Annotated in this window: 22 protein-coding genes; 12 read left to right on the top strand and 10 right to left on the bottom strand. The window is 66.5% G+C overall.

Annotated features, from left to right (window positions below; genetic code table 11):
* Window positions 1–75 precede the first annotated feature (75 nt).
* Window positions 76–636, top strand: coding sequence for a dihydrofolate reductase family protein (locus GS4_RS20290; RefSeq protein ID WP_007624122.1), 561 nt, complete (start codon window positions 76–78; stop codon window positions 634–636).
* Here GS4_RS20290 and GS4_RS20285 read toward each other — a convergent pair.
* Complete coding sequence (locus GS4_RS20285) at window positions 609–1,256, bottom strand: hypothetical protein (RefSeq protein ID WP_007624120.1); 648 nt, start codon at window positions 1,254–1,256, stop codon at window positions 609–611. The two genes, GS4_RS20290 and GS4_RS20285, sit on opposite strands and share 28 nt — an antisense overlap.
* A 210-nt stretch (window positions 1,257–1,466) precedes the next feature.
* On the opposite strand from GS4_RS20285, the gene GS4_RS20280 reads away from it, so the two are divergent.
* From GS4_RS20280 to GS4_RS20260, 5 genes are all read left to right on the top strand, one after another.
* Complete coding sequence (locus GS4_RS20280) at window positions 1,467–1,913, top strand: helix-turn-helix transcriptional regulator (protein ID WP_007624119.1); 447 nt, start codon at window positions 1,467–1,469, stop codon at window positions 1,911–1,913.
* 5 nt (window positions 1,914–1,918) lie between these two features.
* A complete protein-coding gene (locus tag GS4_RS20275; RefSeq protein ID WP_040511257.1) occupies window positions 1,919–2,326 on the top strand; it encodes a VOC family protein in 408 nt (135 codons plus the stop codon).
* Between the two features lie 140 nt (window positions 2,327–2,466).
* Window positions 2,467–4,866: an ATP-binding cassette domain-containing protein gene (locus tag GS4_RS20270; RefSeq protein ID WP_007624117.1), complete on the top strand. Its 2,400-nt coding sequence runs from the start codon at window positions 2,467–2,469 to the stop codon at window positions 4,864–4,866.
* A 57-nt stretch (window positions 4,867–4,923) separates the two neighbouring features.
* Window positions 4,924–5,556 (top strand): LysE family translocator, encoded by a 633-nt coding sequence (locus GS4_RS20265; protein ID WP_007624116.1) that lies wholly within the window; start codon window positions 4,924–4,926, stop codon window positions 5,554–5,556.
* 70 nt (window positions 5,557–5,626) lie between these two features.
* Window positions 5,627–6,439 (top strand): nucleotidyltransferase domain-containing protein, encoded by an 813-nt coding sequence (locus tag GS4_RS20260; RefSeq protein WP_007624114.1) that lies wholly within the window; start codon window positions 5,627–5,629, stop codon window positions 6,437–6,439.
* Here the strand turns inward: GS4_RS20260 and GS4_RS20255 are convergent.
* From GS4_RS20255 to GS4_RS20240, 4 genes are all read right to left on the bottom strand, one after another.
* On the bottom strand, window positions 6,426–7,856 hold the full coding sequence (locus GS4_RS20255; protein WP_007624108.1) for an LLM class flavin-dependent oxidoreductase: 1,431 nt from the start codon (window positions 7,854–7,856) through the stop codon (window positions 6,426–6,428). The two genes, GS4_RS20260 and GS4_RS20255, sit on opposite strands and share 14 nt — an antisense overlap.
* 174 nt (window positions 7,857–8,030) lie before the next feature.
* On the bottom strand, window positions 8,031–8,387 hold the full coding sequence (locus tag GS4_RS20250) for a hypothetical protein (RefSeq protein WP_007624106.1): 357 nt from the start codon (window positions 8,385–8,387) through the stop codon (window positions 8,031–8,033).
* Window positions 8,388–8,437: 50 nt separating this feature from the next.
* Entirely contained in the window at window positions 8,438–9,343 is a 906-nt protein-coding gene (locus GS4_RS20245) for an NADP-dependent oxidoreductase (protein ID WP_040511225.1), read from the bottom strand.
* Window positions 9,344–9,399: 56 nt separating this feature from the next.
* The gene (locus tag GS4_RS20240) at window positions 9,400–9,747 is read right to left on the bottom strand and encodes a rhodanese-like domain-containing protein (RefSeq protein WP_007624102.1); all 348 of its coding nucleotides are present in this window, start codon (window positions 9,745–9,747) and stop codon (window positions 9,400–9,402) included.
* Between the two features lie 90 nt (window positions 9,748–9,837).
* Between GS4_RS20240 and GS4_RS24935 the strand changes: the two genes are divergently transcribed.
* Both GS4_RS24935 and GS4_RS20230 read left to right on the top strand, forming a co-directional pair.
* The gene (locus GS4_RS24935) at window positions 9,838–10,338 is read left to right on the top strand and encodes a MarR family winged helix-turn-helix transcriptional regulator (RefSeq protein WP_007624101.1); all 501 of its coding nucleotides are present in this window, start codon (window positions 9,838–9,840) and stop codon (window positions 10,336–10,338) included.
* Between the two features lie 47 nt (window positions 10,339–10,385).
* The gene (locus tag GS4_RS20230; protein ID WP_007624099.1) at window positions 10,386–11,459 is read left to right on the top strand and encodes a threonine aldolase family protein; all 1,074 of its coding nucleotides are present in this window, start codon (window positions 10,386–10,388) and stop codon (window positions 11,457–11,459) included.
* Between the two features lie 25 nt (window positions 11,460–11,484).
* On the opposite strand, the gene GS4_RS20225 is transcribed toward GS4_RS20230, so the two are convergent.
* Window positions 11,485–12,777, bottom strand: a complete 1,293-nt coding sequence (locus GS4_RS20225; RefSeq protein WP_040511223.1) for a competence/damage-inducible protein A — start codon at window positions 12,775–12,777, stop codon at window positions 11,485–11,487.
* Between the two features lie 163 nt (window positions 12,778–12,940).
* Between GS4_RS20225 and GS4_RS20220 the strand changes: the two genes are divergently transcribed.
* Window positions 12,941–13,729 (top strand): hydroxymethylpyrimidine/phosphomethylpyrimidine kinase, encoded by a 789-nt coding sequence (locus tag GS4_RS20220; protein WP_040511251.1) that lies wholly within the window; start codon window positions 12,941–12,943, stop codon window positions 13,727–13,729.
* Between the two features lie 235 nt (window positions 13,730–13,964).
* Here the strand turns inward: GS4_RS20220 and GS4_RS26265 are convergent, their stop codons facing one another.
* Window positions 13,965–14,273, bottom strand: a complete 309-nt coding sequence (locus tag GS4_RS26265; protein WP_245555787.1) for a winged helix-turn-helix transcriptional regulator — start codon at window positions 14,271–14,273, stop codon at window positions 13,965–13,967.
* A 155-nt stretch (window positions 14,274–14,428) separates the two neighbouring features.
* On the opposite strand from GS4_RS26265, the gene GS4_RS20210 reads away from it, so the two are divergent.
* On the top strand, window positions 14,429–15,373 hold the full coding sequence (locus GS4_RS20210; RefSeq protein WP_007624087.1) for an MBL fold metallo-hydrolase: 945 nt from the start codon (window positions 14,429–14,431) through the stop codon (window positions 15,371–15,373).
* Window positions 15,374–15,493: 120 nt separating this feature from the next.
* Here the strand turns inward: GS4_RS20210 and GS4_RS20205 are convergent, their stop codons facing one another.
* Entirely contained in the window at window positions 15,494–15,805 is a 312-nt protein-coding gene (locus GS4_RS20205) for a GlsB/YeaQ/YmgE family stress response membrane protein (protein ID WP_007624086.1), read from the bottom strand.
* 156 nt (window positions 15,806–15,961) lie between these two features.
* Between GS4_RS20205 and GS4_RS20200 the strand changes: the two genes are divergently transcribed.
* Entirely contained in the window at window positions 15,962–16,513 is a 552-nt protein-coding gene (locus tag GS4_RS20200; protein ID WP_007624085.1) for a GNAT family N-acetyltransferase, read from the top strand.
* Window positions 16,514–16,549: 36 nt separating this feature from the next.
* On the opposite strand, the gene yczE is transcribed toward GS4_RS20200, so the two are convergent.
* Both yczE and GS4_RS20190 read right to left on the bottom strand, forming a co-directional pair.
* The gene (gene yczE, locus GS4_RS20195) at window positions 16,550–17,182 is read right to left on the bottom strand and encodes a membrane protein YczE (RefSeq protein WP_007624084.1); all 633 of its coding nucleotides are present in this window, start codon (window positions 17,180–17,182) and stop codon (window positions 16,550–16,552) included.
* A 72-nt stretch (window positions 17,183–17,254) separates the two neighbouring features.
* Window positions 17,255–18,046: an NAD(P)H-dependent oxidoreductase gene (locus GS4_RS20190; RefSeq protein ID WP_007624083.1), complete on the bottom strand. Its 792-nt coding sequence runs from the start codon at window positions 18,044–18,046 to the stop codon at window positions 17,255–17,257.
* A gap of 155 nt (window positions 18,047–18,201) precedes the next feature.
* On the opposite strand from GS4_RS20190, the gene GS4_RS20185 reads away from it, so the two are divergent.
* Window positions 18,202–18,555 (top strand): winged helix-turn-helix transcriptional regulator, encoded by a 354-nt coding sequence (locus tag GS4_RS20185; protein ID WP_439644631.1) that lies wholly within the window; start codon window positions 18,202–18,204, stop codon window positions 18,553–18,555.
* Window positions 18,556–18,601: the final 46 nt, after the last annotated feature.

Here is an 18,601-nt window from a genome sequence, read left to right as displayed (position 1 = left end):
ACTTCCGGGCTCGGCTCAGGTCATCATCGGTGAACACACGGCGCCGGTTCCGGCACACATCGCGAGGAGTCACCCATGGGAAAGATCCTGGTCCACGAATTCGTCTCGCTCGACGGAGGTTATGAGGATCCGAGCTTCACTGCCGAGTACGGCTTCACCGAGGAGCTGGGAGCAGCGATCGGTGCGCTGACCGGGAGCAGCTCAGGCATCCTGCTCGGACGCAACACCTTCCAGATGTTCGCGCCGGCCTGGTCGGCGCGGTCGGCGGAGGACGATCCGGGTGCGACGTTCTTCAACGAGTCGCCCAAGTACGTGGTCTCGGAGTCACTGGCCGACGGCGACGAGTGGTCGAATTCGACGATCATCGGCGGCTACGACGCGAACGCGATCCGGAAGCTCAAGCAGGACGTCGAGGGAGACCTCTATGTGAGCGGCAGCGGCACTCTCGTCCGCGCCCTGATCGACGACGGACTCGTCGACGAGTTGCATCTGCTCGTCTACCCGGTGGTACTCGGAGCCGGTGCCCGCCTCTTCCCGGACGGCACCGGGCGCAAGCCGCTCGCGCTCATCGGCACCGAGGCATTCGAGAACGGTGTGGTGCACCTGACCTACGGCCCGGCACGATCCGCAGGGTGATCACCGACTCCCTGGCGATGGTCGGTGCTCGCACGGGAGGCGGTCGGACGACGCCGGCCGCGCAGTCGAACCACCAGTGTCATGCCGACCCCGAGACACGTCAGGTACGCCGGGAACGCGGCACCGGCGACGGTCCACTGCGGGAGGCTCAGGACGGTGATGATGCCGTTGAGCGCGCCGAAGACGTATACCACCGACCTCTCGGTGTCCGGATGGCGCCACGCCTTGCGGATCGTCGGGATGCCGCCCACGAGGTCGGCGATGACGGCGGTGGCCACAGCGAGAACCGGATCGTCGAAGGTGGCCCACAACACGAGTGCCAGCACAGAGACCGCCCCGCACGAGAGGTCGAAGCCGGTCAGCCGCCAGTAGCCGGTGCGGTTGGCGAACGAGGCCGCCAGGATCACCACCGGGCCGAGGCCTATCGCCAGCGTCGACACGGCGGGCCAGCCGACACCGTCGTCGACCTGTGCGGCGAAACCGATCAGGGGCGCCAAGGCCCACAGGAACCACGAGACCCGGTTCGGGCGTGCGAGTCCGCGCATGGTGTAGACCGCGTACGCCGAGCTCCCGATCATCGAGAATGCGGCTCCCAGGAGCGCGAAACGAGGATCGATCATGTTGCCGGTCGACCTCCTCACGTCCCGTCGTTGCCCGATTCCCCGTCGGTGCCCGGTCCAGTTCGGTGTGCCCGGTCCCGTTCGGTGGCCTGCTGGTCATTTCGGGCCGAGCCGGAGGGCGCCGATCCGTACGTTACTTCTGCTGCACGGAACCGGTCAGAGGTGTCCGACCCGCCGACGGCGAGACGTCCGAGATGGCACGATTGTCCGGTGACCGCCACGCCCGCATCGACCCGACGCCTTCGGGATCTGGCGCTGCTGCGTCGTGTGCGCGATCGGATCGACCGCGAGTACGCGCAGCCGTTGGACGTCGAAGGCCTGGCCCGCCGCGTCAACATGTCGGCAGGACACCTCAGCAGGCAGTTCCGGGCCGCATACGGCGAGTCCCCGTACTCCTATCTGATGACGCGACGGATCGAACGTGCGATGGCCCTGCTCCGCAGAGGCGACCTCTCGGTCACCGAGGTGTGTTTCGCGGTCGGGTGTTCATCGCTCGGTACGTTCAGCACTCGGTTCACCGAGTTGGTCGGCGTGCCGCCCAGCGTCTATCGCCGCGATGCGCAGGTGACCGCCGGAATCCCGTCGTGTGTCGCGAAACAGGTGACCAGACCGATCAGGAATCGAGAAGCAGCGGGTGACACCCGCGAACTAGCGTGATCGCCATGGACATCACCATTGCACAGACCTTTCTCCCGCACGACGATCCCGAGGCGTCGCTGGCCTTCTACCGCGACACTCTCGGATTCGAGGTGCGCAACGACGTGGGATATGCGGGCATGCGATGGATCACGGTCGGCCCGCCCCAGCATGCGACATCGATCGTCCTCCATCCTCCGGCCGCGACCCCCGGCATCACCGAGGATGAGCGCCAGACGATCGCCGAGCTGATGGCCAAGGGCAGTTACGCTTCCATCATCCTCTCGACCCCCGATCTCGACGCCACGTTCGACCGTATCCAAGCCGGGGATGTCGAGGTCGTCCAGGAGCCGACAGACCAGCCATACGGTGTGCGCGACTGTGCCTTCCGTGATCCTGCGGGCAACATGGTCCGGATCCAGCAGCAGTCCTGACGCCGACACGGCCCGTCCGACGCCGACCGTCGGACGTTCCACACCGACCCCGCGACGCCGGCCTCCAGGCCCGGCGCCGGGACACCGATCGACACGTCGACCGCCGACGCGTCCCGCCGCAGAGATGGAGACCCACCGCGATGGCCACCACCAAGGCAGCCGCATCGACACCGCGTGCACAGGACCCCAGGCACGCCGCCGACAGCCACGAACGGATCCGCGTCCACGGTGCTCGCGTCAACAACCTGAAGGATGTCAGCGTCGACCTTCCCAAGCGACGTCTGACGGTTTTCACCGGGGTGTCGGGCTCGGGAAAGAGCTCGCTGGTGTTCGGCACGGTCGCGGCGGAGTCGCAGCGGCTGATCAACGAGACCTACAGTGCGTTCGTCCAGGGGTTCATGCCGTCACTCGCCCGACCCGACGTCGATGTTCTGGAGGGCCTGACCACAGCGATCATCGTCGACCAGGAGCGGATGGGCGCGAACCCCCGGTCGACGGTCGGCACGGCGACGGACGCAAACGCAATGCTCCGGATCCTGTTCAGCCGCCTGGGAAAGCCGCATATCGGTCCACCGCAGGCGTTCTCGTTCAACGTCGCATCGATCAGCGGCGCGGGTGCGGTCACCCTGGAGAAGGGCGGCCGCACCACGAAGGAACGACGCAGCTTCAGCATCACCGGCGGGATGTGCCCGCGATGCGAGGGGCGCGGGGCGGTCTCGGACTTCGATCTGACTGCCCTATACGACGACACCAAGTCGCTCAACGAGGGCGCACTGACCATCCCGGGTTACACCATGGACGGTTGGTACGGACGGATCTACCGGGGGTGCGGCTGGTTCGATCCCGACAAGCCGATCAAGAAGTTCACCAAGAAGGAACTCGACGCCCTCCTCTACAAGGAGGCCACAAAGATCAAGATCGAGGGCATCAACCTGACGTACCTCGGGCTGATCCCGCAGATCCAGAAGTCGTTCCTGGCCAAGGACCGCGAGGCCATGCAGCCGCACATCCGGGCTTTCGTCGACCGCGCCATCACGTTCACCGAGTGCCCCGACTGTGAGGGCACCCGCCTGACCGAGGGCGCCCGGTCGTCGAAGATCAAGGGTGTCAACATCGCCGACCTGTGTGCGATGCAGATCAGCGACCTGGCCCAGTGGGTCCGTGACCTCGACGAGCCGTCCGTGGCGCCACTGCTCGACACGCTCCGCAACACCCTCGACTCGTTCGTCGACATCGGCCTCGGATACCTGTCACTGGATCGACCGGCGGGCACGCTGTCCGGCGGTGAGGCCCAGCGCACCAAGCTGATCCGACACCTCGGCTCATCGCTCACCGACATCACCTACGTGTTCGACGAGCCGACGATCGGACTGCACCCGCACGACATCGAGCGGATGAACAACCTGCTGATCGCGCTGCGAGACAAGGGCAACACTGTCCTCGTGGTCGAACACAAACCCGAGGCGATCGCGATCGCCGACCACGTCGTCGATCTGGGCCCGCGTGCGGGGACCGACGGCGGCGAGATCGTCTTCGAAGGGACCGTCGACGAATTGCGCGCGGCGGACACCCTCACCGGCCGTCACCTCGACGATCGGGCATCGGTCAAGGAGTCGGTCCGCGATTCGGTCGCGGCGCTGGAGATCCGTGGTGCATCCACGCACAACCTCCGCGACGTCGACGTCGACATCCCCCTCGGGGTGTTGGTGGTGGTCACCGGTGTCGCCGGTTCCGGCAAGAGTTCGCTGATACACGGTTCGGTGGCCCCACGTGATGGCGTGGTGGCGATCGACCAGGGCGCGATCAAGGGTTCCCGACGCAGCAACCCGGCCACCTACACCGGTCTGCTCGACCCGATCCGGAAGGCCTTCGCGAAGGCCAACGGCGTCAAACCTGCCCTGTTCAGCGCCAACTCCGAGGGCGCGTGTCCCAACTGCAACGGCGCCGGGGTCATCTACTCCGATCTGGCGATGATGGCCGGCGTCGCGACCCCGTGTGAGGTCTGTGAAGGCAAGCGATTCCAGGCCGAGGTGCTCGACTACACCTTTGGTGGCAAGGACATCAGTGAGGTGTTGGGCCTGTCGGTGGCGGCGGCCGAGCAGTTCTTCGCCGACGGCGACGCGAAGCTGCCTGCTGCGCACAAGATCCTCTCCCGACTGGTCGACGTCGGCTTGGGCTACATCAAGGTCGGCCAGCCGCTGACCACCCTCTCCGGCGGCGAACGTCAGCGGCTGAAGCTCGCGACCCACATGGGGGAGAAGGGCGACATCTACATCCTGGACGAGCCGACGACGGGACTGCACCTGGCCGATGTCGAGCAGCTACTCGGTCTGCTGGACAGACTGGTCGACAGCGGGAAGTCGGTGATCGTGATCGAACACCACCAGGCCGTGATGGCGCATGCCGACTGGATCATCGACCTGGGCCCGGGAGCCGGTCACGACGGCGGCGCCGTGGTGTTCGAGGGCACGCCCGCCGACCTCGTCGCCGACGCGTCCACACTCACCGGCCGGCATCTGGCGGACTATGTCGGCGCCTGACAAGTCCTGCGTGGACACGATTGTCGCTGCGCAGGACTCGAGCGGACCGGCTGCGCGGTGATCTCGTGGGCAACGTTCATCCCGGCCGCGATCGTCATCTCGATCGTGCCGGGGCCCAACCAACTCGTCAGCCTGCGCAACGCCATCCGATTGGGTGTGGTTCCCGCGGTCATCGGGGTCGTCGGACGTTTCGCGGTGTTCGCCCTCATGGCGCTCGCAGTCGCTGCCGGGTTGGGGGCTGTGCTGAGCCGATCTGCGGTCGTGTTCGAGGTGATCCGATGGGCCGGGGTCGCATACCTCGTGGTCGTGGGGTTCCGGTTGCTCTGGCAGGCGTGGCACGACCACGCGGATCGCCTCGATGCTGACGGTGATGACGTGTCGTCTGGTTCGCCCGTGGCACAGGCGCTTCGACACGAGATCGTCGCGGCGGTGACCAATCCGAAGGCGATGCTGCTCTTCGCGGCCTTCCTGCCGCAGTTCCTCTCCTCGTCGGCACCCGGGTCCGATCTGCTGGTGCTGGCGGCGGCCTACATCGGGATCGAATCGGTGTCGGCGCTCGGGTACACGGTCCTCGGTGCGGCGGTCGGTCGAGCCGACCTCACCGCCCGCCTGCACCGAGCGATCGATGCGGGTAGCGGCGCCGCCTTCCTGGGCCTCGGTGGCTGGTTGGCCGTATCGCACCGACCATGACCTCGCGGTCGTGGAATTCGATTGAAGTCCTCGCGGCGCCGTCGGACACTCCAGGAGAAGGGGGTGACCGATGATCGACGAGGCACGAATCGAATCGATGGCGGATGCGCTGGTTGCCGCACCCGGTGTGTGCGCGGTCGCGCTGGGAGGTAGCCGCGCCCGGGGCACACATCATGACGACTCCGATGTCGATCTCGGGGTGTACTACCGATCCGACGAACTCGACATCGACGTACTCGCCGATCTCGCCGCCGAGCAGGTCGGTGAACGGGTGGAGATCGCCGGTCCGGGTGAGTGGGGTCCCTGGGTGGACGGCGGCGCATGGCTCACGGTCGCACGAGTCCCGGTCGACTGGATTCTGCGAGACGTGAATCGTGTACGCCGACAGCGGGACCGAGCTCTACGGGGCGAATTCGCATTCCACCAGCAGATCGGTCATCCTCTGGGCTTCCTCGACGTCGCGTACGCGGGGGAGGTCGCGCTGGGTGTACCGCTCGCCGATCCCGACGGCGTTCTCGCCGCCCTCCGGGCAGACCTCACGTCGTATCCCGTCGCACTCCGTCGCGCACTTCTCGACAACGTGTGGCAGGCCGGGTTCCTCCTCGACAACGCGGAGAAGGCGCTGGCGCGCAGTGACTCCACGTACATTGCCCTGAGCTGCTCGGTCGCAGCCCTGATCTGCGCCCACGCCTGGCACGCCGACGCCGGACAATGGGTGGTCAACGAGAAAGATCTCGTACCCCATGTCAGAACCCTCGGCGCGCGTGCCGGGGACTTCTGCGACCTCGTCGACAGATCGATGACGTCGCTGGGCGCGGCCGGCGGCGGACCGGCGGCAGCGATCGCACTCGTCCGCGAAGCGGTGGCGCTCACCCCGCGGTGATGGCATCCACCAGCGGTGGCGCCGCCGACGGCCGTCCGGCGAATGCGCCACGATACAGCGAACCGGGGTGGTCGGCGGGCAACAGCGGACTCGAGGTCTCGAAGAGGGACTCCCGCAACGTCCTCCCCGGCACCTGCTCACGTACCCGTCCACGCTCCCGCAGCACCGGGATGACGTGGTCGATGATGTCCTGATAGCTCTCGTGGACCACCGCCGCGGAGAGGTTGAACCCGTCGGCACCGGACTCCTCGGCGATGCGTTCGAGTTCGTTCGCCACCGTCTCGCCACTTCCGACGATCGAGTCCGCGTAGGAGATCCCGCGCTCTGGGGAGAGCAGCTTGCGCAGCGTCCAATCCCGCCCGGCGGGAGCGTCCTTGGTGAAACCCGCGAGGATCGACCGGTTGCTGTCGGTCTCGATGTAGGACAACGGGGCGTCGAGGTCGTACCGCGACCAGTCGATGCCGGTGATTGCCGAGAAATGCGTCAGCGCGCCCTCGACACTGTAGACCTGTTGGTATTTGCGCAGTTTCGCTTCGGCGGCGGCGTCGGTCTCGTCGGTGACGACGAGCGCGGATGCGACGAACTTGATGCTGCCGGGTGCTCGGCCGGCTTCTGCGGCCGCAGCCTTGATCTGATCGATGTTGGTACGGAGTACGTGGCTGTCGTGCCCTGCGACGAAAACGACTTCGGCGTTGCGCGCAGCGAATTCACGGCCGCGCGGGGACGAACCCGCCTGGTAGATCACCGGGGTCCGCTGTACCGACGGCTCGGAGAGCGCTGCGCTGGGCACCGTGTAATTGGGTCCGCGGTGCCCGATCGCGTGGACTTTCGACGGGTCGGCGTACACACCCGCAGCGGCGTCGCGCACCACCGCGCCGTCGTCCCACGATCCCTCCCACAGCTTGTACACGACGTCGACGAATTCGGCGGCGATCGCATATCGCTCATCGTGTGGGACCTGCCGGTCGTGGCCCAGGTTCCGTGCTGCGCTGTCGAGTTGAGAGGTCACGATGTTCCAGCCGATCCGTCCGCCGGTCAGATGGTCGAGTGTCGTGAACTTACGGGCGAGCAGATACGGCTGCTCGTAGGTTGTCGACACCGTGACGCCGAAACCCAGGGTGTCCGTGACAGCTGCGATCGCTGAGATCACGAGCAACGGATCGTCGAGGGGCGTCTGCGACGCGGTGCGCAGAGCGGGATCCGCGCTGCCCGTGTAGGTGTCGAGTTGGCCGAGTGCGTCGGCGATGAACAATGCATCGAAGCCGCCGGCCTCGAGTTGCCGGCCGAGCTCAGTCCAGTAGCGGAGTTCTGTGTAGTGCGGCCGGGTCGGATCGGTGAGCCGCCAGAGCCCGAACGCGATGTGTCCGGAGGTGGACATCTCGGTGGCGTTCAGGATCAGCTTCTTCGGATCACCCATGATCGTCACTCCCAGCGCTACGCCCGCGAACGGACAGTCGACGGTCCGGACGCCCGAGTCCGAGCGACACCGTCCACGATTCTCGAAGACCCAGTGCCGGGTCGACAGGGTTACGGACAGTGCGATCGGAAGTCGACGATCGGGAAGGGGCCCAGATCATGTAGGGCCGCGTGATCAGTGCCAGATGACGCCGAGCGCGGCCGCCGAGAGGATCAATGCGCCGACCGACCAGAAGGCGACTGGTGCGGTCGGCTCGCCCGTTCGACGCTGTCGGGCGTTGCTCATCCCCAATAGGCCGCCCACCACCACCAGGATCGTCAGCTTGATGGCAATCTTCACGTAGTTCGGATGCACGTCGGCAGGCCAGGGAAGCGCGAGCACCACTCCGGTCAGCAATGAGATCAGCAACCCGTACTCCATGATCCGGCTCGTCCGACGCTCAGAGCTCAACGCCGCTGCGGCCCACGCGCCGAAGGTGACGGCGAATCCTACGAGGTGGATCCACACCACCACGTCACGAAGTACATGCATGGCGTCCTCCCCGGGGTCGGCGGAGTTTCAGTGTAGCTGAAACTGCCTCCTCAGGGTTCGACCACCAACACCACCTTGCCGTGGCCGTGTCCGGCTTCCACCGTCGTGTGAGCGGCCGCGACATCGGCGAAAGCAAAGGGGCGGATCGGTATCGTGATCCGTCCCTCGGCAACCGCCGCGACCACCGAGGCCAGACGCGTGGGCGACCGCTGCGCCCGCACCACCCGCGCACCATGGCGTGCGGCCATCTCGTCGTCGACGATGGTCCCGATCCGGTCGACGGGGACCCCGAGTTCCACCGATGCCGGGATGGCCTGCCCACCGGCCGCATCCAAGGCGACTGACGGCACGAGTCCGGTGGCGCGTACGGCATCGACGAGATCCGGGCCGTATGCGACCGGGACCGCACCGAGTGCTCGTAGCGCGTCGTGATTGGCCGGGCTCGCCGTTCCGATGACCGTGGCTCCGCGGTGACGTGCCACCTGGAGGGCCAACGTCCCGACAGATCCTGCCGCGGCGTGCACCAACAGCACATCGCCTGCGCCCACCGCGAGCTCGTCGAGAGCGCCGGTCGACGTCTGCGCAGCTGCCACGAGCGCGCCGGCCGTGACGAAATCCAGCTCCGCCGGTTTGTGCACCGCGGTCACGGCGTCGACCACCACTGCGGTCGCGTGACCGGCCAGCATCGTCGACCCCAGAACGGGATCGCCCGGACGGATATCGTCGACGCCCTCACCGACGGCATCGACGACACCGGCGTACTCCTGGCCCACCTGCTGAGGAAAGTTGGCCTGCACCCACGGCATCGTGCCGGTGCGTACGGCGACGTCGAATGGTTGGACACCCGCTGCCCGCACACGGACGCGGATCTGCCCCGGTCCGGGGACCGGATCAGGCAACTCGGCGATGCGAAGGACGTCTGGGGGACCGTATCGGTCGAACACGGCTGCTCTCATGCGGCAAGCATCGGACTTCAAGTCCAGTTGAGGTCAAGGGGTTGGCGTGACTCCCGCTAACCGGAGTCGTTCTTCGACCCCTCGAGGTCACCACCGGCGGCTCGCCAGTCGATCAGGCCTTTGGTCATGTTGCGTGCCGTGAAACCCCAGTCGTTCAGCATGTTCGCCGCTCCTGCCGACCTGAGGCCACCCGTGCAGAACGTGAGCAACAGTCGGTCGTCGGGAAGTTCCTCGCAGCGCGTCTCCAGGTCTTCCAGCGGAATGTGCACCGCACCCGGGATGCGGTTGCGGCGCCACTCGAACTCCCGCCGCACATCGACGATCACGGCTCCGGCCGCGTGGAGCGCGAGGGCTTCGGAGGCACTGACCGCCGGGGCGCGGCGGAGGTGATGACGGATCCCCATGTGACCTCACCTCTCGAAGAGTCGGCCCGTCGACACCGCGGGCCGGGAATGTTTCAGCTAGTCTGAAACCTCGTACGAGAGGCTGTCAAGATGAGTGAGGCGGACGACCGTCGCGGTCCTTCGGGGCCGTCTGGACAGGGCGACGAGACGGGGGAGCCGGGTGTCCCCACGGTGAGTCCTGCCTTTCTGGCCATGGCTGTCGGACGCCGTGTTCGCTCCCGGATCGAAGACGCACTCCGTGTGGAAGGGCTTGCGATGCGGCATTTCTCGGCGCTGGGGCACCTGTCCCGATCAGACGGCATCTCCTACAGCGAGCTGGCCCGACGCGCGTCGGTGACGCCGCAGAGCATGCAGTCCACGTTGACTGCACTCGAGCGAAAAGGCGCGGTGACCAGGACCACCGACTCCGGTCGCGGACGTACGGCCCACCTGGTGGTCACCGAGGAGGGGCGTCGGCTCCTCGCTGTCGGGCAGACCGCGATCGAGGATCTCGATCGGGCCCTCTCCGACCAACTGGGCGCAGCTGATGTCGGCCATCTCGCACAGACGCTGCTCAGAGCGATGCAGACCATCGGGCCGGACCAGACCTGACCCGCAACCGCGTTGGTGGCGTCCGGCCGGTCGTAGACTGGTCCACGATGTCCTTCAAGTCTCCGAATGCCGCCGACCGAAGCCCGGATCTGGTGTTCGCCAGTGACAATTCCGCCGGTGCGGCACCCGAGATCATCGAGGCGCTGGCGCGGGCGAGTGCCGGATCGGTCTCCGCGTACGGGGCGGACCCGATCTCACGATCCGCGACAGGTCGTGTCCGTGAGGTCTTCGACCACGACGCCGATCTGCACTGCGTGTCGACAGGTTCTGCGGCCAACGCCGTGGCGTTGGCCGCCCTGGCGGATCCATGGGGCTCGATCCTGTGTCACCGCACCGCCCACATCCAGGTCGACGAGTGTGGAGCCCCCGAGTTCTTCACCGGCGGAGCAAAATTGACGTTGCTCGACGGGGACAACGGCAAGATCGATCCCGCCGAGCTGTCTCGTGCCGTCCGTCATCGGGTCGGTGACGTCCACAGCGTTCAACCGCAGGTACTCAGCCTCACCCAGGCGACGGAGTGGGGCACCGCCTACTCCGTGGATGAGGTGCGGGCACTGTCCGGCATCGCGCGCGATGCCGGACTCCGAGTCCATCTCGACGGTGCGCGCATTGCGAATGCCCTCGCCGCCGCCGATTGTTCGCCTGCGGAGATGACCTGGCGCGCGGGGGTGGACATCCTGTCGCTCGGGATAACCAAGAACGGCGGTCTGACCACCGATGCGATCGTCTCGTTCGATCCCGACCTCCGAAGACGACTCGGGTACCGCGTGAAGCGGGCAGGTCAGCTGACCTCCAAGATGCGGTTCTCGTCGGCGCAGGTCGATGCCTACCTGACCGACGACCTCTGGCTGCGCAACGCGGCACACGCGAACGCCATGGCACAACGCCTCGCCGACGGATTGCGGTCGGCGCACGTCGAGATCGTCGCACCTGTCGACACCAACATGATCTTCTGTCGACTCGAAGCGGCCACCGTGGCGAAGCTGCGCAATTCCGGCTTCGTCTTCCACTACGGAATCCCCGAACCCGGTGTGGCGCGGCTGGTCACATCGTTTGCGACGTCGACCGAGTCGGTCGACGCGCTCACCGCCGCGGTCGCAGACTCGTCTGGCCACGGCTGACAAGCGTCGGGACCGGATCAACCGATCAGTCGCGCCGTAGCCCGCCGACGACGAGGTGCAACGCGGCCGTCGTGGCCAATGCCCGCACAGATGCGCGGTCACCAGGAAATCGTCGGGTCATCGTCGTAGTGGGTCGGCCGGTACGCGCAAACCCGAAACACACGGTGCCCACCGGCTTCTGATCGCTTCCCCCGCCGGGCCCGGCGATGCCCGTCGTCGAGATCGCGACATCCACCCCGAGTCTGCGGAGTGCCCCCTCCGCCATGGCCTGCGCGACCGGCTCGCTGACCGCCCCGTGTGCGTCGATCATCGCCCCAGGGACGTCCAGGAGCCCTGACTTGACCTCGTTCGCGTAGGAGACGACCCCGCCGGCGACGTACGCCGACGACCCGGCCCGGTCGGTGAGGCGGGCCGCAACCAGACCCCCGGTGCATGATTCGGCCGTCCCGATGAGCTGTCCGGCGAGAGCCTCCGCCAATTGATCATCGATGGTGGATCCGTCAACCGAGAAGATCTGTGGACCATGGGCAGCCTCGATGAGGTCGACCAGATCGCTGTACACGGCATCGGCCGTCTGCGGGAATCTCGTCACCATCTCGAGTTCTCCCAGCCGAAGGCATGTCGTGACCTCCAGTGCATCGAACTGCGGGAGGCTGCGCTCTGCCGTGCGAAGGGTCTCGGCCAGGTCGGCTTCGGACAACCCGTAGGCGCGGATGGTCTCGTGCCGCAGCACCGCTCGTCCGGCGATCGCGGCGGCGATCGGGGCAACGCTCAGCGCCGTCTCCCACATGGACTGGAGCTCGCGAGGTGGCCCCGGAAGGATGAGGATCGCGGGGAGTGGTCCCGACGGCGCGCCGTCGACAGCAGGGATCGCGACTCCGGGCGCGGTCCCGGTCGGCGGGATGGACGTCGCCCCCGCGGGCACCAGTGCCTGCTTGCGGACACCGGCCGAGAGCGGACCGGGCGCGGGAGAGCGCCCGGCCCGACGGTTCCACCCGTCGACGATCGCGGCGATGTGCTCCTCCAGCTCGGGATCGACCACCAGTTCGCGACCGGCGAAAGCTGCCACCGTAGCGACCGTGAGATCGTCGGCAGTGGGCCCGAGTCCGCCGGTGGTGATGATGAGGTCGAGGCCCTGGTCGGCGAGGAACCGGAGCTGCGCCGTCAGATCGTCCGGGCGGTCGCCGCACACGGTGATGTGCGCGATGTCGACGCCGAGAGCCAGCAGCCGTTCGGCCACCCACGGTCCGTTACGGTCACTCACCGCTCCGGTCAGGACCTCGGTTCCGGTCACCACCACGCCCGCGCGCACAGTCATGCGCCCGAGCCTAGTTGCGTCGGCGACGAGCCTGCCCAGCACGTGTGGAGGACCACCACCGTGGGAAGATCACAGGGGACGCGCACCAACGACGACGGCCTCCCAGGGCGGTCACCAGTACACATCGCGTTGCAAGTCTGATGTCGAAACGGAGAGGTGAATGATGCCGAACATCGCCTATGTGATCGCCGGGTCCGAGGCGACCGGCGGCGCCGGATTGCAAGCCGATCTCCGGACGTTCGCTCAGCGTGGCGTCTACGGGGTCGGCACGATCACCTGCATCGTGTCGTTTGACCCGAAGAACAACTGGGGGCACCGATTCGTGCCGGTTGCCGCGCCGGTCATCGGCGACCAGATCGAGGCCGCGACGTCGGCGCACGACCTCGACGTCGTCAAGGTCGGCATGTTGGGTACCCCGGAGACCATCGCCACCGTCTCCGAAGCGCTGTCCCGACAGGCGTGGCGCCACGTCGTCGTCGATCCGGTGCTGATCTGCAAGGGCCAGGAGGCCGGGGCCGCGCTCGACACCGACAACGCGCTCCGGCGGGAGATTCTGCCGCACGCGAGCGTCGTCACCCCGAATCTCTTCGAAGCACGGACCCTCGCCGGCCTGGACTCGATCGACGACGTCGACGGACTGATCGAGGCGGCGCGTCGTATCCATGACCTGGGGCCGCGTTTCGTCGTCGCCAAGGGTGGCGTGGAACTACCGGGTGACGATGCCGTCGACGTCTTCTACGACGGCTCGGACGTCACCGTCCTGCGCAGGCCCAAGGTGGGCGACGAGCGGGTCTCCGGTGCCGGGTGCGTGTTCGCCGCGACCATCACGGCTGAGATCGCCAAGGGCGCCGATGTCGCCGACGCAGTGGCCACCGCCAAGGAGTTCACGCACCGCGGCATCGAGGGCCGCATCGCTTCGCATCTACCGTTCGACGCGGTCCTTCCCGCCTGATCCGTCGACCGTGCGCTCGGATCCGTTGATCGTGCGCTCGGATCCGTCGACCGTGCGCTCGGATCCGTCGATCGTGCGCTCGGATCCGTTGATCGTGCAACCTGATCCACAGGATCAGAGGCCGTTGCTCTCGGCTTCGCTCTGTGCGCGTTCGACCTCATCGATGTAGCGCTCGGCCCACTCACGCACCGCAGCCATGGGTTCGCGCAGGGTGAGTCCGAGCGCGGTCAACCCACTAGGTGACGCTGCGTGGATACCCGTCGTCGGCCCGACGTTCCACGAGTCCGTCTCGCTCCATCGATCGCAGCGTCTGAGTCAGCATCTTCTCGCTGATGCCCTCGACGGAATCGCGGAGTTGACCGAACCGTCGCGGTTCGTCCTGCAGTGCGCCGACGATCAGCATGCTCCACTTGTCGGCGAGACGATCGAGGGCCTGCCGAGCTGGGCAAGCCTCGCGGTACACGTCGGCACGGTGCCCGTCGTCCAGGCGAGCCCGCGCCGGCCGGACACTTCCCGGCAGCGGCCTCGGCTGCACGTCGCTCACACAGCCCAGGCTATCCCCGGAATCGAAGGATTCGGTCGTGGAGCGTCGGCGACCGCACTTGCAAGTGCGTACTTGTCCGATCACGAACTCGGTCCGACAGTTGTTGTCACCACGCGGCATCCCGCCGGCACCGACTTCTCGAAGGACATCCGATCATGCTTCCAGCAGCCACCGTCAGCTCGATCCGGATCGGTGCCACCACTGTGACCTACCTTCCGGACGGTCACGCACGGCTCGTCCCCGGCGCGTTGTTCCCGGCATCACAGCCGAACGGTTGGGCACGGCACGCTCCCTACCTCGACGACGATGTTCGGCTCACAGTCAGCATCGGGTCGTTTCTCGTCCAGACGCCGCGACATCGGGTGTTGATCGACCTCGGGATCGGAGCAGTGGAGTTCGATGTCCCCGACATTGCCGAATTCCGGGGAGGTGAATTGCTCGAGAGCCTGCGCGGAGTCGGGTTGGATCCCGGGGACATCGATGTCGTCGCCTTCACGCATCTGCACCACGATCACGTCGGATGGACGAGTACCGGGGCGCCGGCACCGAGCCGCCCTTCGCCCCAGGACGTTGCTTTGACGTTCGGTCGTGCGCGTCACCTGGTCGCCCGACCCGAATGGACTCACTGGTTCGGCAGCGACGAGATCACCGGTCCCGATCCCGTACTGGTGCAGGCGCCTCTCGAGCCGATCATCGAGTTCATCACCGTCGGAGAAGAATTCGTACCGGGCATCCGAGCGGTGTCGACTGCGGGACACACGCCGGGGCACCTGAGCTGCGAGATCACCGACCCGGCGTCGTCGGTGCAGGTCCTGGTGCTCGGAGACGTGATGCACACGCAGGCACAGATTGCCGAGACCGACTGGAACTTCCTCTTCGACGTCGACCCCGAGCGCGGGATCGCTACTCGTCGGGCGCTTCTGAATTCGCTCGATGACGAGCGCACCGTGGTGGTCGGAGGCCACTTCGCAGGGCAGGTCTTCGGCCGGGTGCTCTCGCCGGTGTCAGCGCATCGGTGGTCGGCGGGCGTCCACCCGTCCACGATCGGAACGGCATCCGCCACCGATGCCCTCGACGCGCATCTCGACGCGGCGGGGTGAATGTTCGACGATCTCCGTCCACATCGAACGTGCGCTCGGATGTACACCCAGTGGACGCGGCGCGGGGCGCGTCCGAACCTCGTGAGGTCCGGACGCGCCCCGCGCCGAGCTGTTGGGGTGTCAGCGCTTACGCGTGACGAGCTTGACCAGCCACAACAGGATCACTGATCCCAGGAGGGCGGTGAAGAACGTGAAGAACCATCCGCCGCTCGCGGTGTCGAAGGCGAAGCTCAACAGGAATCCACCGAGGAATGCGCCGATGACGCCGACGACGATGTTGAGGATGATTCCCATCTGTGCGTCGGTCTTCATGATCTTGCTGGCCAGCCAACCGGCGATGCCGCCGATGATGATGTAGCCGATCCATCCGACCGCCGTGGTGGTCGTGGACCGCTCGGCCACGAAGAACTCCACTGCTTGCGACGCACTCATAACTGTCCCTACTTTCCCGTTTGTGTGGAACCAGTGTCCACCTCGCCGTCTGCGCGCGAGGCGTGTTCTGATACCCGACATCCAAACGTCGCAAACCCGACGCCGACAGGTTGTCGCACCAACGTGACGACCCATGGTTGTCCTAAGCTCGGTTCCGTGTCGCAGCCGCAGGTCCGATGGGCGAACAGCGATGACGCGGCCGGGGTTGCGCGCGTTCATGTCGATGCCTGGCGGACCGCCTACCGCGAATTGGTACCGGCCTCTGTGCTCGACGAGCTGGACGCCGAGCGGGGTGCCGCTCGGTGGTCCGAGTGGATATCGGCGTCGTCCGAGGGACGTCCCACAGACGCCTGCGCCGACATCCAGCACCGGCTCCTGGTGGCCGAAGTCGACGGACGGATAATCGGATGGTCCAGCTACGGCGCGGGGCGGGACAAGGGCGTATCGCATCTCGGCGAGATCGCCGGTTTGTATGTGCACCCACAGTTCTGGTCGCAGAAGGTCGGGCACGCACTCATCACACGAGTCGAGTCCGAGCTGATCGCCGAGGGTTTCGCCGATGCGTATCTGTGGGTGCTCCACGGCAATTCGCGGGCGGCGAACTTCTACGAGTCACACGGGTGGACAGCCGACGGCGCCGAGAAGGTCGGTGTGAAGGGTGGAGTGCACGAACTCCACGAATTGCGCCGCGTTCGCTGCCTGCGGTAGCTACCTGGACTCGGATCGATGCGCCTGACCCGAGGGTCAGAGTTCGTTCGTCGGCCCGAGGGCGAGCGTGCGCACCGCAACGCCCACCAACGGTCCGATCAGGATCGCGAAGAGGATTGTCCCGACACCTACGGTACCCCCGAGGATGAATCCGACTGCGAGTATCGACAATTCGATGATCCAGCGAACAGGCGCCAGCGGCCAGCCGGTCACACGGTGTAACCCCGTCATCAATCCGTCACGTGGGCCCGGGCCCAGCGCCGCCCCCAGGTAGAGGCCGCTGCCCAGCGCGACGGTGGCGATGCCGAGGAGACACCAGCCGAGGTCCAGGACAGCCGAGTCCGTGTCCGGCGCGATTGCGAGAGTGACGTCCAGCGCGATGCCGACGAGTATTACATTGCCGATGGTGCCAAGGCCGGGGCGCTGACGCAGCGGGATCCACAGCAGGAGGACGACTGCGCCGAGAATGATCGTGACGACGCCCACGGAGAGGCCGATCGACGAGCCGAGTCCTTCGGCCAAAACCGTCCACGGCGAGTTCCCGAGACCGGAGTGCACGAGCAGCCCTTCGCCGGTGCCGAAGAGCCACAATCCGGCGACGAGCATCAGCCCCCGGCGTGGTGATGGAACCCAACGACCGAGAGATGCTGGTGGACTGGCATCGGGCATGGCTGCTGCTCTCGGAGTCGGCGACAGATCGAGCCCCACGCTAGCGGTAGGAGCCGAGATCCTGGCATGGCATCAGGAGGCCGTGTGGATGCTGAGTCCAGTCTGGCCGGGCAGGATGTGCGGTTCGAGGTCCCACTCGTCCGTGTAGTCGCCGGTGAACTGCGGCCGGTAGGGGATCGGGGTGTCGGTGAACAGCCCGTCGAGCCGTCGCCGCAGCATCGCCTGGGCATCGGTCGCATCGTCGACGCGATCGGCGCTCGGCAGCGCCCACGGCTCGAGCACGCTCATCCCCGTGTACGCGAAAGTGCCGTGGAGCAGACCGAACAGCAGTTCCGAGAGTTCGCCCGACTTGCCCCTCGGCCCGATCGCGCGTTCCCGGTCGCCCAGGGTGGTGATCACCAGTGCACGCTTGCCGCAGAACGGCCCCTGCTCGAACCGCATACGCCGGCCGGACTGCGGGTCGAAGCCGAAGGCGAATCCGCTCACGAACACCCGATCGAACCAGCCCTTGAGGATGGCCGGCATCCCGTACCACCAGAGCGGGAACTGGACGATGACGGCATCGGCCCGGCGCACTTTGTCTTGTTCTGCTCGCACGTCCGGAGGCTGCGATCCCTCGACGTACGCGCGGCGGGTGTCGTCACTGACGGCAAATCTGTCGATGACGCAGCCGGGCGGGTAACCGCCGTCGCCGGCGCGCAACACCGGGTCCCACCGCATCGCATAGAGATCCGATTGCTCGACGGTGTGCCCGGATTCGGCGAGATGAGCGACGCCAGACTCGCGAAGCGTCCCATTCAGGGAACTCGGTTCGGGGTGCGCACTGACCCACAGGATCGAACGGCTTGTCTGCTGCTGTTGCATTCGACCATCGTCGGTCCATACAGTCCATACGTCTAGTACGGACATTTTTGTCGCCTTGGAGGTAGTCGATGCGCTTACCGGTTCGCCGCGCAATGGACGTGTGCCCGATCGAGGTCGCCGTTTCGGTGCTGGGTGGTACCTGGAAACTGACACTCGTGAAGCACCTGGGGGAGGGATCGCGACGGTTCAACGAGCTCGGCCGCCTGGTACCCCTGGCCAACACGAAGACCCTGACTCGCCAGCTCCGCGAACTCGAAGAGGACGGAATCGTGCGCCGGACCGTCTACCAGGAAGTGCCGCCCAAGGTCGAGTACTCCTTGACGGAGCTGGGTAGGACTCTGGAACCGCTTGTCGTGGAAATGGATTCATGGGGAGCGCTCTTCAGCGCTCAGTTGTCCGGCGATGCCGCCCGGGACGCCGATGGTGCACGGGCGAGTGCCGACCGGAGCGGGTCTGAGGCGCGCGCCGAGGGCTCAGTCGCCGCCGCGTCGGTCGGGTGGAACCAGTAGCACAAGAGTGCGCGCAAAGGTCTCGGCTTCTGCACGATGGTATATT

This window comes from Gordonia soli NBRC 108243 (assembly GCF_000334455.1).
Lineage (GTDB): Bacteria > Actinomycetota > Actinomycetes > Mycobacteriales > Mycobacteriaceae > Gordonia > Gordonia soli.
Note: the sequence above shows the minus strand (reverse complement) of the source record. Positions and strands in the feature narration are given on the sequence as shown.